At 46.0% G+C, this 15,728-nt stretch carries 13 protein-coding genes and 1 tRNA gene; 10 read left to right on the top strand and 4 right to left on the bottom strand.

Features of this window, described 5'->3' with window-relative positions:
* Positions 1-187: 187 nt before the first annotated feature.
* Positions 188-1,270, top strand: coding sequence for a TDT family transporter (locus tag AQUSIP_RS09210; RefSeq protein ID WP_114834703.1), 1,083 nt, complete (start codon positions 188-190; stop codon positions 1,268-1,270).
* 144 nt (positions 1,271-1,414) lie between these two features.
* On the opposite strand, the gene aroA is transcribed toward AQUSIP_RS09210, so the two are convergent.
* Positions 1,415-2,707, bottom strand: coding sequence for a 3-phosphoshikimate 1-carboxyvinyltransferase (gene aroA, locus AQUSIP_RS09205; protein ID WP_114834704.1), 1,293 nt, complete (start codon positions 2,705-2,707; stop codon positions 1,415-1,417).
* 70 nt (positions 2,708-2,777) lie between these two features.
* Here aroA and AQUSIP_RS09200 point away from each other — a divergent pair, with 70 nt between their 5' ends.
* Positions 2,778-4,379, top strand: coding sequence for a tetratricopeptide repeat protein (locus AQUSIP_RS09200; protein ID WP_114834705.1), 1,602 nt, complete (start codon positions 2,778-2,780; stop codon positions 4,377-4,379).
* A 103-nt stretch (positions 4,380-4,482) separates the two neighbouring features.
* Complete coding sequence (locus AQUSIP_RS09195; RefSeq protein WP_114834706.1) at positions 4,483-5,790, top strand: GIN domain-containing protein; 1,308 nt, start codon at positions 4,483-4,485, stop codon at positions 5,788-5,790.
* 67 nt (positions 5,791-5,857) lie between these two features.
* Here AQUSIP_RS09195 and AQUSIP_RS09190 read toward each other — a convergent pair whose 3' ends face one another.
* Complete coding sequence (locus tag AQUSIP_RS09190; protein WP_114834707.1) at positions 5,858-6,781, bottom strand: S49 family peptidase; 924 nt, start codon at positions 6,779-6,781, stop codon at positions 5,858-5,860.
* Between the two features lie 107 nt (positions 6,782-6,888).
* Here AQUSIP_RS09190 and coxB point away from each other — a divergent pair, with 107 nt between their 5' ends.
* The 6 genes from coxB to AQUSIP_RS09160 all read left to right on the top strand — a co-directional run bounded on the left by coxB (position 6,889) and on the right by AQUSIP_RS09160 (position 12,838).
* A complete protein-coding gene (gene coxB, locus AQUSIP_RS09185) occupies positions 6,889-8,520 on the top strand; it encodes a cytochrome c oxidase subunit II (RefSeq protein WP_114834708.1) in 1,632 nt (543 codons plus the stop codon).
* Positions 8,521-8,613: 93 nt separating this feature from the next.
* Entirely contained in the window at positions 8,614-10,212 is a 1,599-nt protein-coding gene (gene ctaD, locus AQUSIP_RS09180; protein ID WP_114834729.1) for a cytochrome c oxidase subunit I, read from the top strand.
* Between the two features lie 12 nt (positions 10,213-10,224).
* Positions 10,225-10,788, top strand: a complete 564-nt coding sequence (locus tag AQUSIP_RS09175) for a cytochrome c oxidase assembly protein (RefSeq protein WP_114834709.1) — start codon at positions 10,225-10,227, stop codon at positions 10,786-10,788.
* Between the two features lie 25 nt (positions 10,789-10,813).
* Positions 10,814-11,725 carry a cytochrome c oxidase subunit 3 gene (locus AQUSIP_RS09170; protein WP_114834710.1) on the top strand — a complete coding sequence of 304 codons (912 nt, stop codon included), beginning with the start codon at positions 10,814-10,816 and terminating at the stop codon, positions 11,723-11,725.
* 100 nt (positions 11,726-11,825) lie between these two features.
* Entirely contained in the window at positions 11,826-12,710 is an 885-nt protein-coding gene (locus tag AQUSIP_RS09165) for a sulfurtransferase (protein ID WP_114834711.1), read from the top strand.
* A gap of 56 nt (positions 12,711-12,766) precedes the next feature.
* A tRNA-Glu gene (locus tag AQUSIP_RS09160) sits at positions 12,767-12,838 on the top strand.
* 5 nt (positions 12,839-12,843) lie between these two features.
* On the opposite strand, the gene AQUSIP_RS09155 is transcribed toward AQUSIP_RS09160, so the two are convergent.
* The gene (locus tag AQUSIP_RS09155; RefSeq protein WP_114834712.1) at positions 12,844-14,478 is read right to left on the bottom strand and encodes a hypothetical protein; all 1,635 of its coding nucleotides are present in this window, start codon (positions 14,476-14,478) and stop codon (positions 12,844-12,846) included.
* Between the two features lie 231 nt (positions 14,479-14,709).
* On the opposite strand from AQUSIP_RS09155, the gene AQUSIP_RS09150 reads away from it, so the two are divergent.
* Positions 14,710-15,057: a DUF1622 domain-containing protein gene (locus tag AQUSIP_RS09150; protein WP_114834713.1), complete on the top strand. Its 348-nt coding sequence runs from the start codon at positions 14,710-14,712 to the stop codon at positions 15,055-15,057.
* A 2-nt stretch (positions 15,058-15,059) separates the two neighbouring features.
* Here AQUSIP_RS09150 and AQUSIP_RS09145 read toward each other — a convergent pair whose 3' ends face one another.
* Positions 15,060-15,665, bottom strand: a complete 606-nt coding sequence (locus AQUSIP_RS09145) for a hypothetical protein (RefSeq protein ID WP_114834714.1) — start codon at positions 15,663-15,665, stop codon at positions 15,060-15,062.
* Positions 15,666-15,728: the final 63 nt, after the last annotated feature.

The following is a 15,728-nucleotide window of genomic DNA, read 5'->3' as shown; positions in this document are numbered from 1 at the left end:
AATATTAGAGTACCTATTTTTTCAAAAAAAAACTATGCGGAGTTATCCTTCCCCGGCTCCGCTTTTTAGGAAGTGGATGCTTGTAAAATGTGCAAAGATTGAAGAGAAAAGGTCAAAATATTCATGCCCTGATAAGGTATAATAAAAGAAAGTGCCATGTCATTTGAATGCAGGGATGCCAGCTACGATGCTTGAATGGACTGCGCTTATCGAGTCACCGCTTGTTTTGCTCGTTCTGCTTTTGGCTTTTACGCACCTAATTTATTATCATTTTTTCAGCCATCTGATCCCACCAGTTTCAAGCGGCGCCATTGTGATGGCGATAGGTATATTTGCATTGCACTGCTTGCCACAGTTTCATTTTCCTGCTCTGGTGATGCGCATGGTTGCTTTTGAAGTGCTAATCATTTGGTTTTATCTGGCTGTAGGGTTTTTGAATGCCTATTTGCAGGGTTTGTTTTTCTTGAATCGGTTTGATCACTGTGCAGGCATGGGAACCTGGGTGGCAGGTACAGCCATTACCGTATTGTTGCTCGATCAGGTGGAAGAAACATTACATGGCGTCATCGTGTTGTTATCGATGATAGCTATTCTGATGTGGGTTATTTATTTAGCCATGATTAGTAAATGGTTCTGGCGCGCGATACGCAAGCGATTACATATGCCAGAAAATGGCATGATTTTGCTGGCGGCGGTAAGTACTCAGGCGATTGTGTTAATGCTTCAAGCGCTTTTCCATCATCATCTTCCGATGTGGAGTTACCAGCTGCTTATAATAGCAGGTTTCTTATTTTATCTGCTCGGTTTGTACTTGATTTTGCGTTATCTTATTTGCTCACACAGACGACATCTGGTGGCTGTCTGGCCGGATGCAAATTGCATCAATCATGGCGCCATGGCTATTACGGGCCTTGCTATTATTTCGCTGCAAGTATTTCCTGACTGGATCATAGCGGCAGCGTGGTGGTGGACAGCGATTTCTTTTTTCATCGTTGAACTGTTGGAATTTTCTCGCCTTATGATACGTATCCGCCTAAAAGGATTCATGAAGGGCCTCTGGGTTTATCGCACGCCGCAGTGGTCGCGTAATTTTACATTCGGAATGTTTTATGCGTTTACGCTCTTTTATTTTCTTTACCAACCTGATGCAAATGTGCTTGTTATGCTGATTGCGGGTTATGGGCAATATGTAGTCGCCGCATTACTGCTCATTGAGATCGCGCTTGCGGTTTGGTCTGCAGGAAAAATGCATAGCGACGAGAATAATTAGTAACTCTCTGTACACGACAAAATTTCTAACCGTTCGCCCTTCGAGACCGACGAAGCGGCCGTCTCGAAGGGCGAACGGTTAGAAATTTTGTCGTGTACAGAGTTAGTAACTATTAAGTATCCATGTCTTGCGCTGATCCAGCGCTCATGCACTGATGTTGAGCGGTTCTGCCAATTTTTCCCATAGGGAAAAAAATTCAGGGCAGGTTTTTTCTGCATACTTTGCGTCATCAATGATCACGCCTGGAGCTTTTAGTCCGATAATGGCAGCAGCCATGGCAATGCGGGCATCTGCATGCGTGTTTATAACGCCGCCCAGAGGCGAGCCGGGGAAAATTTTAATCCAGTCTTCGCCTGTTTCGACTTGGATGCCCATTTTGGTTAACTCGGTTTTCATCGCAGTCATGCGGCTTTTTTCTTTTTGACGCAGTGGACCCAGATGAGAAATGCGAACAGGGGATTTGGCAAAAGGGGCAATAGCAGCGAGAGCCAGAAAGGTGTCGGCAAAATCGCGCATGCTGACTTCAATGCCTTGCAATTGCGCCGGCCCGGAAAGTGTAAGACCTGTTTTGGTTTCGCGAATGCGACATCCCATTTTTTCCAAGATAGTGAGAAATTTGGCGTTAGGCTGTTTGGATTGCGCAAGCTTGACGGGCTGGATGGTAATTTCACCGCCGGTTACTGCAGCGGCAGCAAAAAAATAAGCAGCGATAGCGAAATCAGGTTCAACTACATAATCTTTGGCATGATAACGTTGGGGAACGGGTACCATTAGTTGCCTTTGATGGATGCGGTGGACGAGTACGCCAAACTCCGCCATCATCGCGCAAGTCATATCAATATGGCTTTGGTTAACCGTTTCATGCAGGGTGAAAGTAAAAGGCGAACGTGCAAAGGGTGCGATCATGAGCAGTGCGCTGGCGATATGTTGGTTGGCAGTGTGATCCAAAATGACTTCGCCTCCTTCCAGCGTGTCTGCACCTACGAGTGTAAAAGGCATTTTTTGTGAATCGCCTGGGATAAATTGGATGCCCTGACGACTTAAAGTATTCATCATAAATGTGAGCGGACGTTCACGTAACGATGCGCTGCCGTCAAAGTAGTACACGCCGGAAGTGGCCGAGCAGATAGCCATTAACAGGTAGGAAAGTGTAAGCGAATCATGACACCATAAAGTTGCTTGCTTCTTGGGGAGTTTACCGTTGCCACCTGCAATAATGCAGTACCGTGATGCTTCATCTAGCTGCGTGACAATACCGAGTTCGCGCAGCGCAGCAATCAATAGCTTGATATTCTCGCTCACCTGTAGTCCCGAAATTTCACACACGCCATCTGCTAGCGCCGACAAAATGATTGCGCGATAGGCAATATTTTTTGAACCCGGTATGATCACATTGGCTTGTATGGGTGCTTTGGCGGTCCTGATCGTGAGCTGCATAGGGCTTCCTTGTCAACCTTGGCTGATACATACGTTATACTCAATTTATCAAGATCATTAAAGATAAGATATGAAAAAGTCGCTGAACATCACTGAAGTCCAGCAATTACATCAGGCCGGACGGCTGGAAGAAGCTCGGGAGGGTTATCTTGCTTTGCTGAAAACTTATCCTGATGACCCTGCCGTATTGCACTCGCTGGCACTTTTATATGCCGAAGAAGGCGAGCTTGCCGAGGCTGAGGCTTTACTTAAAAAAGCGATCAGCATTCAACCAGATAACCCTGTTTTTCTCATCCATTATGCAAACTTGTTAAAAGCAAAACAGTCTTATGCCGCAGCCGAACAGATTCTGCTTGATCTCATTGAGCGGCATCCGGATTTTGCAGCGGCGTTTAATAATCTGGGAACAGTGTATTTTGTTCAGGATCAATGGCAGAAAGCCATTGATGCTTTTCAGGCTGCCATTCAAATTCAACCTGATTACGTAGATGCTTATTATAATCTCGGACTTGCATTTAAAAAATCTGGTCGCCATGACGCGGCATGGCATGCTTATCAGGCATTGGTCGAGCTGATTCCGCAACATGCGGGTGCGCATTTTCAGCTGGGCTGTCTTGCGATGCAGAAGGCGCAATATGCACAGGCTATCGAACATTTCCGTCTCATTGAAGACAACCATCCTTTTCATCTTGAAACGCAGATCAATCTGGCAGCGTGTTATTTAAAGCAGGGAAAGCTTAACGAGGCGAAAATCCATTATCAAAAAGCGCTGGCGATTCAGCCTGATGATGTGCAGGTGCTTTTTAATCTGGGCGTGATCAGCATGCAGCAAGGCCAATTGGTTCAGGCTATCGAGTTTTATTCCAGGGCCTTAGAGATCAAGCCCGATTTTTATGAGGCGCACAACAATCTTGGTTTTGTCTATCTGGTCATGAAAAAGCCGGATGAGGCGCTAGACCATTTCCGCGCATGTCTACGCCAGGAGCCGCATAACAAAGCGATACGCCATACCATTGATATTCTGACGCACAGAAAAGATTTATCTGTTTCACCGCCCGAATATATTCGTTCTTTGTTCGATTCCTATGCAGACCATTATGAACCGCATCTGCTGCATTTACTCGATTACCGATTGCCCCAAATGATGTACCAAATCATTCAAGAGGCGGTTCCAGTTGAAGGCCAGCGGTGGGCGATACTGGATTTGGGTTGTGGGACAGGCTTGTGTGGCGAGCAGTTTAAACCATTGGCTAAAACGCTGACGGGTGTAGATCTCTCCGAAAAAATGCTCGCTGTCGCGGCACAAAAAAATTGTTATGACCGACTCATCCAATCCGAGATGCTGTCTTTTTTATATGATCAAAAGGAAAAGTATGACCTGATTATTGCTGGTGATGTCATCATCTATTTTGGCGATCTGGAGGGTGTTTTTTTGGCGGTTGCGAAAGCGTTAAAGCCGGGCGGGCTTTTTATTTTTAACACGGAAATCAGCGAAGCGGATGCCTATATGATGACTGCTTCGGGACGATTTGCTCATCATGCTCGTTATCTTGCGAGGCTGGCTTTGCAAAATCATTTTGCTGTGCTGTCGGCAGGGAAAGCTGCCTTGCGTACCCAGGAAGGCCAGCCTGTGCCGGGTTATGTCTATCTGTTGCAGAAACCTTCTCCATAAGAAGCGCTGGGGGTTCTCGCATGACAATGATCTGTGTGTATGGTAAATTTTCAACAGTGTGAATATTTAATATTTTTCACCGGCATGTGACAAGAGGATTGTCATGAAACGATATTTATTAGCAGGGGTTGTCTTTCCTTTTTTTCTTTCCTTGGCCGCCTGCACCAATCAAAACCCCTATCTTAGTACGGATCATACCCAGGAAAACTGGCGTCAATTGGTCGATACCAATCCCCATCGATGGACAAAAGGCGCTGATAGCTGGTTCCTTACGGGGAATCCGAACATGGCAGAATTAATAAACCGCCGCGCGCCTTATGGGGCGGCGATTAGTACAATGAAAGTCACTGTGCCGGACAACTATACCGATATCAAAATTGATGGCGCCTTTCAGGTCCAGATTTTTGGTACAGACGAACACAACACTCTCTACCTTTATGGTCCTAATGAAGGGGTGCGTGAGGTGGCGGTAGAAATTCAGGGCAAAACGCTTTATATACGCCAGACACAGTATATTTCACCCAAGGTAATGGAGCGTGTCATTGTACGCATCGGTGTCCGGCGCTTGCGTAATCTGACCCAGATGGGATGCGGTACGATTGAAGCGATCCGCATCCGAAGCAGCAACCTTTGCATCGCTGCCACCAATACCGCCTGCGGCAATGTTTATTTGGCGGGAAATGTCAATTTGAGGCGGGTCGATAACGCAGGCAATGCTGCCATTAGTGTTTTTGGTGCGTATACGCCCGCGCTGGAAATCAAGACATCCGGTACGGGCTCTGTGAATATTAGCGGCAGTGTAGGTGTACGATCCATTGAGCATCAGGGCGCGGGCGATATTAATATCATCGGTGCAAACAGTAATGGACTTAACATTCGCGCCGAAGGAAAAGGCAAAATTGGCATCCAGGGTTTTGTGAATCTGAAAGAAGTAGAAGCCAAAGATGATGCTTGTGTCTATGCTTATCTGGTAAATAGCGACAATATAAAGGTTTCTGCTTATCAGCATGCCCGTGTTGGCCTTGCGGGTTGTGCGCGCACTTTGTCTGCTTACACATTTAATGCTTCCCGTTTTTATGGGCGTGATTTTTGCACTCAAAGCGCGTTTGTCAGGGCGCATGATACATCGCATATGAATGTGACAGCTAGCCAGAAATTGTTTGCTTCTGCAGCAGGCGATAGCAGTATTTATTTCTTTGGCCCTTCAAATCTTGTTTCGGAATATGTGAACGGCGATGGCAGGATTATTTCAATGGGTAATAGTCATTGGTGTAATTATTACAGTGAATACCGGCCTTATTCCTACACGCTTTCGCATCCCTATCTTTACAAGATGGAAGGCATATCTTCCCGCCCGCGTACACCCTGGAAACCCAAGCGTTCAGCGCGTGCGATGAGTTATATAAAATGAGAGTATTTACTAAATCATGTCATCCCCGCCTGCGCAGGGATGAAATAGACAATGTTACATATCACTATTACGCGTAAGTATAAAATAATTCAAAGGCGCTGCTTAACTGACCGCTTAGCATACGAAAGATATTGGCTGAAGGGCCGTATTCCTTGTATTCCGTGGTCTTGAATTCCTTGTTCATGGCTTCCATGAGATTACCAAGATCATCTACCAGGCCCAGTTTGACAGCTGTCTGGCCTGACCAGAAATCACCGCTAAACAGCTGTTTTGGATCGCCATTTAGCTTGCCCTTGCGTCCTTCAATAACCGCCTGTACAAAATTCTGATGCACTTCAGTCATCACTTCCTTGATTTTTTCCAGATCCGCCGGGGTCTGAGGCAGGAAAGGATCGAGACGGTCCTTGTTGTCGCCTGCTGTATAAACACGCCGCTCAACACCGACTTTTTTCATAAGATCAACGAATCCAAATCCTTTCATGATGACGCCGATTGAGCCGGTAATGGTATTGGGGTTGACGTAAATTTTATCTCCTGCGACAGCGACATAATATGCGCCTGATGTTAAAAGATCTTCGCCTACTACGATCACTTTTTTGTGATATTTCTTTTTATAGGCAATAATGGCGTCGTGAATAATGGCTGCCTGCACGGGGGTGCCGCCGGGTGAATTGATGTTAATCACAACACCTACCGCGTTTTTGTCTGCAAAAGCTTCACGCATAACAGGAAGTAGTTCATCAGCGGAAAGATCTCTGCCTGGTGCAATCATGCCATCTAGCCGAATCAGCGCAGCATATTTGCCATTGACGATGCCGGCAGGCGTGGGTGTTTTGCCCAGAAAACTGAAAGTAGCGATAATCAAATAGGCAAATAATGCGAACCAGGCAATAAAACGAATGTTTTTCCAACGGCGATCTGCGCGTTTTTCCTTAAGAAGATCGCGTACCAGAACAGTGTTAATGTCGTTGTTGTTATTCATATCTTGCATATTTTTTTATTCCCATGGTTTTAATCAAAGAAAAGTGTAGCTATAATTCGCCAAACTAAATTTAACCCTAACGATAATTAAACCGTAAACTCACGGAAGGAGATAGCGTGCGAAGCGTACAATCTACCTTGTTTGCATTGCTTGCCGCAAGTAGCGCGGCCTATGCGGACACGACACTGAATTTAACTCGGGGCGTTTCGCCTATTAGCCATGACGTCTATGAATTGCACATGACGATTTTCTGGATCTGTGTTGTTATCGGACTCGTTGTGTTTGGCGTCATGTTTTATTCCATCATCTATCATCGCAAATCACGCGGCGCAAAAGCGGCTGATTTTCATTCCCATACCTGGCTTGAAATCGGTTGGACCATTGTGCCTGTCATTATTCTTGTATTGATGGTGATACCGGCAACCAAAGTGCTGCTCAATATGAATAACTATGAAAAAGATGAGCTGACTATCAAAATCACTGGTTATCAGTGGAAATGGCAATATGAGTATATGGAAGACGGCATCCGCTTTTTTAGCAATCTTTCAACGCCTGCTGACCAGATGCAAAATAAAGCGCCGAAAGGCAAAAATTACTTGCGCGAAGTGGACCATCCGCTTGTGATTCCCATTCATAAAAAAGTGCGTTTCTTGATTACTTCAAACGACGTTAATCACGCCTGGTGGGTGCCAGACTTTGGTGTGAAGCGCGATGCGATCGCGGGATTGATCAATGAAGCCTGGACCAAGGTAGATAAGCCTGGCACGTATTATGGCCAGTGTGCGGAATTGTGCGGCATTAACCATGCCTTTATGCCTATCGTTGTTATCGCAACAACAGAAGAAGGTTACAAAAACTGGGTGGCCCAGCAAAAAGGCGAAGCGACACAGGGTGCGGCTGATGTTAATAAGCAATGGACCATGCAGGAATTGATGAAGCAGGGTGAGCAGACTTATTCACGCATTTGCGCTGCCTGTCACCAGCCTGCTGGCACCGGTCTCCCGCCAACTTTCCCAGCATTAAAGGGCAGCAAGATTGCAACAGGCCCCGTTGGGGACCACATCAATATCGTGTTTAACGGCAAATCTGGTACAGCGATGCAGGCGTTTAAAAACCAGCTAAACGATGTTGAGCTGGCTTCTGTGATCACCTATGAGCGCAATGCCTGGGGTAATAACACAGGGACGATGGTGCAGCCTGTACAAATCAAGGCATTGCGTGACGGCAAATCCATGGATGAGGCGCTGGCTGCCAAACCGGAAGCGGCACCCAAAGGAGAGCCTGCCAAACCGACTCCGCCAGAAGGCAAACCGGAAGGTGAGTCAACCAAGCCTGCGGAACCCATGAAATCGGTTTCGCCAGTGCCTGCAGAAGCAGCGAAACCGGCTGAAGCGCCTGCTGCTTCGCCTGCCGATGCGCTGAAAGCAGCTATGGAGCGCGGCGAAAAGGTATATCTAAATACTTGCGCCGTTTGCCATCAGCCGGCTGGAACGGGTATGCCGCCTACTTTCCCGGCATTAAAAGGAGGCAAGATCACAACAGGGCCGGTAGATGCACATATACACCAGGTTTTATATGGCAAACCCGGTACAGCAATGCAGGCTTTCAAAGACCAGCTGAATGATCAGGAAATTGCTGATGTGGTGACTTATGAGCGTAACGCCTGGGGTAACAATACAGGTACGCTGGTGAAGCCGGAGAATATCAAGGCAGCGCGTCAATCAGGTCAAACAGGGCAAAAACAATAAATAACAGGGAGCGAAATCATGACGACCCACGAACATCATCAAGCACATGGCCATGCGCATGACCATGAGCATGAATCACCGCCGCATCATTCAATGAAGAATGGTTTTGTGGCATGGACCAAGGGCTGGCTTTTTACGACCAACCATAAAGATATAGGCACGCTTTATCTGATTTTAAGCTTGATTATGTTGTTTTACGGCGGCGCCATGGCGTTGCTGATTCGGCTTCAGCTTTTTCAGCCGGGCGCGCGCTTTTTTGATCCCAATTTTTATAATGAATTGGTGACAGTACATGGCCTGGTAATGGTATTTGGCGTTATCATGCCGGCGTTTGTAGGGCTCGCCAACTGGATGATTCCGATGATGATTGGTGCGCCTGATATGGCGTTGCCACGGTTAAATAACTGGAGTTTCTGGATCCTGCCGTTTGCATTCGCTTTGCTGACGATTTCCCTTTTTGTACCAGGTTCCGGCCCCAACTTTGGCTGGACGCTGTATGCACCTCTTTCTTCTACCTATGGGCCGCCCAGCACGGATTATCTGATCGTGGCTATCCATTTAATGGGTATTTCTTCTGTGTTAGGCGCGATCAATATCATTGCTACCATCACTAACCTGCGCGCACCAGGCATGACCTGGATGAAGATGCCGCTCTTTGTGTGGACGTGGTTTATCACCGCCTTTTTATTGATCGGGGCAATGCCTGTGCTCGCGGGTGTGGTGACCATGATTCTGTTTGATCGCCATTTTGGCACCAGCTTTTTTAATGCAGCAGGTGGCGGCGATCCGGTAATGTACCAGCATCTGTTCTGGTTCTTTGGCCATCCTGAGGTGTATATCATGATTTTGCCTGCTTTCGGCATTGTGTCTGAAGTGATCCCGACTTTCGCGCGCAAAAAATTATTCGGTTATGAATTTATGGTGGGCGCGGTCGCGGCTATTGCTTTCCTGTCTTATATCGTCTGGGGACATCATATGTTCACGGCCGGTATGGCGGTAGGTACGCAATTGTACTTTATGTATGCGACCATGCTGATTGCCGTGCCAACAGGCGTTAAAGTATTTAACTGGGTAGCTACCATGTGGCGGGGATCATTAACTTTTGAAACGCCCATGCTGTTTGCCATTGCATTCGTGGTTCTCTTTACCATCGGCGGTTTTTCTGGCTTGATGCTTGCGATTGTGCCGGCTGATTACCAGTATCAGGATACATATTTTGTTGTCGCCCATTTCCATTATGTATTGGTGGCGGGTGCGTTGCTCTCTATCTTTTGTGCGGTTTATTACTGGCTGCCAAAATGGACGGGCCGTTATTACAACGAAACGCTGGGTAAATGGCATTTCTGGCTGACTGTCATCGCGATCAATATTACGTTTTTCCCGATGCACTTTTTGGGCCTCACGGGTATGCCGCGGCGTATTACCGACTATGCCGTGCAGTATACGGAATTTAATATGATGGCCACCATTGGTGCTTTCATCCTTGGATTTGCCCAATTTATCTTCCTGTATAATGTGCTGGCTACCATGTTCGGGAAAGGTAAAAAAGCGGATGCGCGTGTATGGGAAGCTTCGCATGGCCTTGAATGGACGCTTGAATCACCTGCTCCTTATCACAGTTTTTCCACGCCGCCCAAATTTGGTGAAATCAAAACGGAAGCGGATGACAAATTCGAACATGTTCAACCATAAGGAAGCAGATCAATGGTGGAGAAGAAATCACACCGCAAAATTTTTATCATCGGCGGTATTGTCGCCGTACTCATGTTTGGATTCTGTTTTGCGATGGTGCCGCTTTATACACTGATCTGCAAAAAAACGGGTATTAACACTACATCGGTAGCAGGCACGGAATTGACTAAACCCAGTGTTGCGGCAGCATTGGGTAAGAATATTGATATGTCTCGCGAAATCACGGTGCAATTTACCGCGACGAATCATATGGGAATGCCCTGGGACTTTTATCCGCGCACTAAATCAGTCAAAGTCCACCCGGGTGAAAAAGTGCAAGTGTATTTTTACGCCAAAAATCCCACCGAGAAAAACATGACCGCACAAGCCATTCCTGCGATGACACCGACGGAAGCAATCAGCCATTTTCACAAAATTGAATGTTTCTGCTTTAATCAGCAAAAACTGAAAGCGGGTGAAAGCAGGGAAATGGGCTTGCTGTTTCAGATTGACAAGGACTTGCCAAAAGAGACACAAGTAATCACCTTGGCCTATACTCTATTTGATGCTACGCCAAACGAAGCGAGCAAGGGATAATTCAATGACAGTAATGAGACAAGACATGAAAAAACATCAGTTAGTTAAATATTATTATATCGCCGAGCCTTCTTTCTGGCCTATTGTTGGCTCCATTGGGCTTTTTTGCACGGTATTGGGTTTCGTGCAGATACTCCACGGAGGCAGTTTTGGGCCCTACCTGACAGGATTCGGAGTGCTTATTTTGCTGACGACCATGTTTGGCTGGTTTGGCCATGTCATCCATGAAAGTCTGCAGGGGTTACACAGTCCGCAAATGGACAGAACTTATCGGTGGGCCATGCTCTGGTTCATTGTGTCCGAAGTCGCCTTGTTTACCATTTTTTTCTTCGCACTATTTTATACACGGCTTTTTACCATCCCTGAGCTGGGCGCTGCGCCGTTTGAATTTGCCAGGGATTTGCTAATGACCAAAGGACCTGCTACCCACCAGTATTTGTGGCCGCACTTCCAGGCTGAGTGGCCTCTCTTGACCAATCCGGATCCTGCTTTATTTGTAGGGCCTAAAGCAGTGATTGAAACCTGGGGCATTCCGGCGCTCAATACCCTCATTTTATTGACTAGCGCCGTCACTGTTACCTGGGCACATTGGGGATTAAAGAAAGACAACCGAAAGCAGCTTGTTATTGGTCTGATTGCGACCATTTTGTTGGGGCTTATCTTCGAAGGCTTTCAAGCACATGAATATATTGAGGCTTACACCGAGCTTGGGCTGACCTTGCATAGCGGTATTTACGGCACGACTTTCTTCACCCTGACGGGATTGCACGCTATGCATGTAAGCATCGGTATCATTATGCTTTTCATTATTCTCTTGCGCTGCCTTAAAGGTCACTTCCAGCCCGAACACCACTTTGCGTTTGAAGCCGTTTCTTGGTATTGGCACTTTGTGGATGTGGTCTGGTTATTTCTGTTTGTATTTGTTTACTGGTTGTAGTCACAACGCTCACCGGAGTAATATGGATTTCCAATAGGAATGGGCGAGGTTCTGGCCAAAGGCCCGCTCCGGTGAGGTAACATTATAATGAAGAAAATTTATGCCTTGGTTGATTAATGCCGCACAGTTAGACAAATTCCGAAAAAGCCAGAAGAATGTCGTTCTGCTGGATGCAACTTCGCACCTGCCCGTCACTGGCCGTGATGCCCGGGAAGAGTTTCTAAAGACCCATATTGTGGGCGCACGGTTTCTTGATCTGGATGCTTTTCATGACAAGGAATCCAGCCTGCCTAATATGCTGATACGTGATGAGGCCTTGATCAGTGAAAAAATGGGCGCACTCGGCATTACCAAAGAACATAAAGTTATTTTTTATGATAATAGTGATAATCACACCAGTTGCCGTGCTTTATGGATGTTTAAAGTGTTCGGGCATAATCCCAACCTGCTGTATATATTAGATGGCGGCTATTCCGTATGGGAGCGATACGGTGGAAAAATTGAAGTCGGCGAGGCAAAGCATATTTCATCTAAAATCTACCAAACGAATTTTGAAGCTCACTTGATTCGCACGCTAGTGCAGATGAAAACCAATTTGCATCATCCCGCAGAGCAAGTAGTAGATATGCGGCATCCTGTGCGTTATGCCGGTGGCCCAGAACTGCGTCAGGGTTTGCGCTCAGGGCACATACCGGGCAGTTATTCCTTTCCTTATATGACCATGTTCGAGGCCGATGGACGCTTTAAGCCGATGGAAAAAATACGTAAACAATTAACCGGCATTGGCGTGGATTTGCATTATCCTGTTATCTCGATGTGCGGTTCAGGCATGACGGCATCCATTCTGGATTTCATGCTGGATCTCATGGGTCACACTGAACATTCACTATACGATGGTTCATGGGCAGAATGGGGTGCTGACCATCTTTTTCCCGGGGAAGAGAGTCTCGACGAGAGACCGGTTATCACCTGCCTCGATAAATGAAAAACCGCTTACCAAAGCCCAAAAATTGCGTAATAATACGCGCTCTTTCATGCCTTGCTCCCTTCGTCTAGTGGTTAGGACGTCGCCCTCTCACGGCGGTAACATGGGTTCGAGTCCCATAGGGAGCGCTAATTTACATAAATACAAAATTACGTCTGACCGCGTCATCCTGTCCAGCGTCAAAATTGAGATTGGATTCTCCATATACCAAGCGATTAATATGTTCCTGCTTGTCAAAAGCCGCGAGAGGAAGCCCAGCGAGGGTTTTTACTATTTCCGGGTCGACTTTGCTGATGAGTTCAGGGTCATCGATTTTGGTATGCAAGTGGAAAAAATAATTGCATAGATTTTGAAGTCCACTCCATGACAATTCTACTGTCAACCCAACCATGCCCAAAGTGGCACCGCCCAATAATTTTCCGATTTGCTCAAATACCTTTGCAAAGGCGCGTGTTAGCGTAGAGGCGACGATAAAATCTGCAGCCAGAAAACCCAGGCAGCCGCTGGTTTGGCCAAAAAAAGCAGTGCCAATGTAACTGACGCCTTTGCTTAGTGCTATTTTAGTGGGTACAGCTTTATTGGTTTCGCTTGCCGTGTATCCCACGACGTAGCCCAATCCGTAACCGGGTGCTGCACCAATCATTTCGCCAATCCCATACATTGTTTTAGTAATGGGCCAGGAAGTGGGCGGCGATTTTTGCAGATTGAGTCTGCTGTTTTCTAATCCCTTACGCAGATCAATCAGTTTTGCGTCAACGTCTTGTAATAAATTTTTATCCTTAAAATTCTGTCGGCCATAATTTTCTAAATAAACAGGGCAGTCTTTATCAGATAGAAATGTTTCTAAAGCGGATATACAGGCTAATTTGATGCTGTGGTTATAATTTTTAACGCAAGCGACATTCAGCATTTTGCTGCATCGGACGTAGAGCGGGTCATTGGTTGGGCTTCGCCAGCTATATTCATTTTCGATGAGCAGCATGATATATAACAGCAGACCCATTTTTATTTTTTGGGCGCGACTCATGGTGTTAGGGGGGAGGTTCTCTTCGCCCACAACCTTAATATGCGTCAGAGCTTCGGCGAGCTGGGTCAGGAATTCGTGATTTTCATTCTGTGACTGAAATAGGGAAAAAGGGTAGGGATATTTGCCTTTTTCTTCGTCTTTTTTAAAATCCGTGTGCAAATGGGACATCTGGTTATCGATGGATTGTTCGGTTGGGATGGCATTGACTGTATGGGCTATCTCTGTGCTCATCCGTTTTAAAATATTTTTCATTAATTCAATGGATTGTTTTTTGATGTTGGATAGTGAAAGCTGCTTTTTTTCTAATGCTTCAGCTGCACCCATATCTACATTTTCGTCGTTTAAAAAGTAGTAATAAAATTTTTCCAGATAACGCAGTTTATCGTGATCTTCCAGTAAGTTTTCTTCATTAATATCCAGTTGTTCCAGTAAGATACTGTACAGCGTACTGCCAGTGTTAAAAACGTAGCCTGGTTTGTGTTCGGGTGAAAGCAGGTAGTATTCCTGTAGGATAATTTCAAGGCAGTAAACCCAGGCTCCCATGGCAATTTCCTGCGTCTCTGTTTCTGATCGCGTTTCATCCTGCCCAATTGAGCCGACCAGGGATTGAAAGGTGTCGAGTATTTCAATCAACTCCAGCCTGGATGGATTTTTATTTTTATAGTTGGATCGAACAATATTGACACGTTGAATTAACTCAGTCGTGGCGAGTGGAATAAATTTCTTAAGCGGTTGTCCCATGTGCAAACCTCCTCCCTTTCCGTTTTTAAAATTGATCCTTGGGTGAACTCACATCATAAGCGAGTTTTGCTTAAGGAAGTCTTAAAACTGGTGTCGCTGAAAAGGAAAGTGTCAACGCAGTCGTGCTGCTTAGTTGCTGGTTTGCCCAGAGTTAATGAAGTTTTTATTGCTGTTGCCGACAAATAACCTTTAAGATAAGAGCATGGTTAGGTGAAAGAGAAAGGTCTGTCAATGGATTGGCAAATAATTCACACAGTTCTCGTCTTCATGCAACGAACGGTTTCAACGATTGGTATTCTTATTATCATTTCGGGTGTGGCCATTGCCTTGGTTCAATACCTTTTTTATATCCTTACCGGCCAGTTGATCCAAAAAGGCACTAAAGTGAATGATATCAGGCTCAATTTGGGCCGCATCCTGATTTTGGGATTAGAGTTTATTGTAGCAGCAGATCTGATTGGTACAACGACAACACCGGATTATTACGCCGTCGGGCTTTTGGCGATCATTGTTGTTATTCGAACCTTGCTGAGTTTCTCCATTAATCGTGAATTAATCATGTTAAGCAAAGAGCGCTAAACTTAAAGGCCTGCTCTGGGATCACCTACCAATGTTGCTGTACTGATGACTTGTGCCATTTGCATAAAGTGTTTTTCTGATATGCTGCCGGCGTCGCCCACATAGCGCACTGAATAAACACCATCCACGCCGTTAAATACTTTGCCTATTTGCCATTGATCTTGACTATTGTGGCACTGGATCATTTTCATGCGGTAAATGACTTCCTGTGCGGTATCACGCAGTAGGCTGGCTTCCGTTTGCCGGCAATTTTTTCTTGCATAAGCTATTTCTGCGTCCACATATTTTTTTGCAGTGACATCAGGCGTGTATTCGTAGGGAAGGACTCTTGCCTGAATGCTTTCACTAAAATCCGCAGGGGTTTGTTGCTTCGGTACAAGAACGACTAAAGCGCTGGTTTCATCGGGTGTGAATCGGGTTTTTTTCCACGCTTCTTTCTGTGGTAGTGAGAGGCTCACCATTTGTTTTGAAGGAGTGGCTGCGCCGCGTTGCTGCATGAGTATTGCCGCTTGCTGCTGGTCAAATGGCTTGAGCGAATCAATCGGAGAACAAGCCGATAGAAGAGAAAATAAGGAAAGCGAGCCAACAAAAATGCTTGATTTTTTCATGTTCTATTCCATATGAAAGAATGTCCCGGCGCGACAATCTTACTATGAAAGAATTACTCGAGT

Source organism: Aquicella lusitana (assembly GCF_902459475.1).
GTDB lineage: Bacteria > Pseudomonadota > Gammaproteobacteria > DSM-16500 > DSM-16500 > Aquicella > Aquicella lusitana.
Note: the sequence above shows the minus strand (reverse complement) of the source record. Positions and strands in the feature narration are given on the sequence as shown.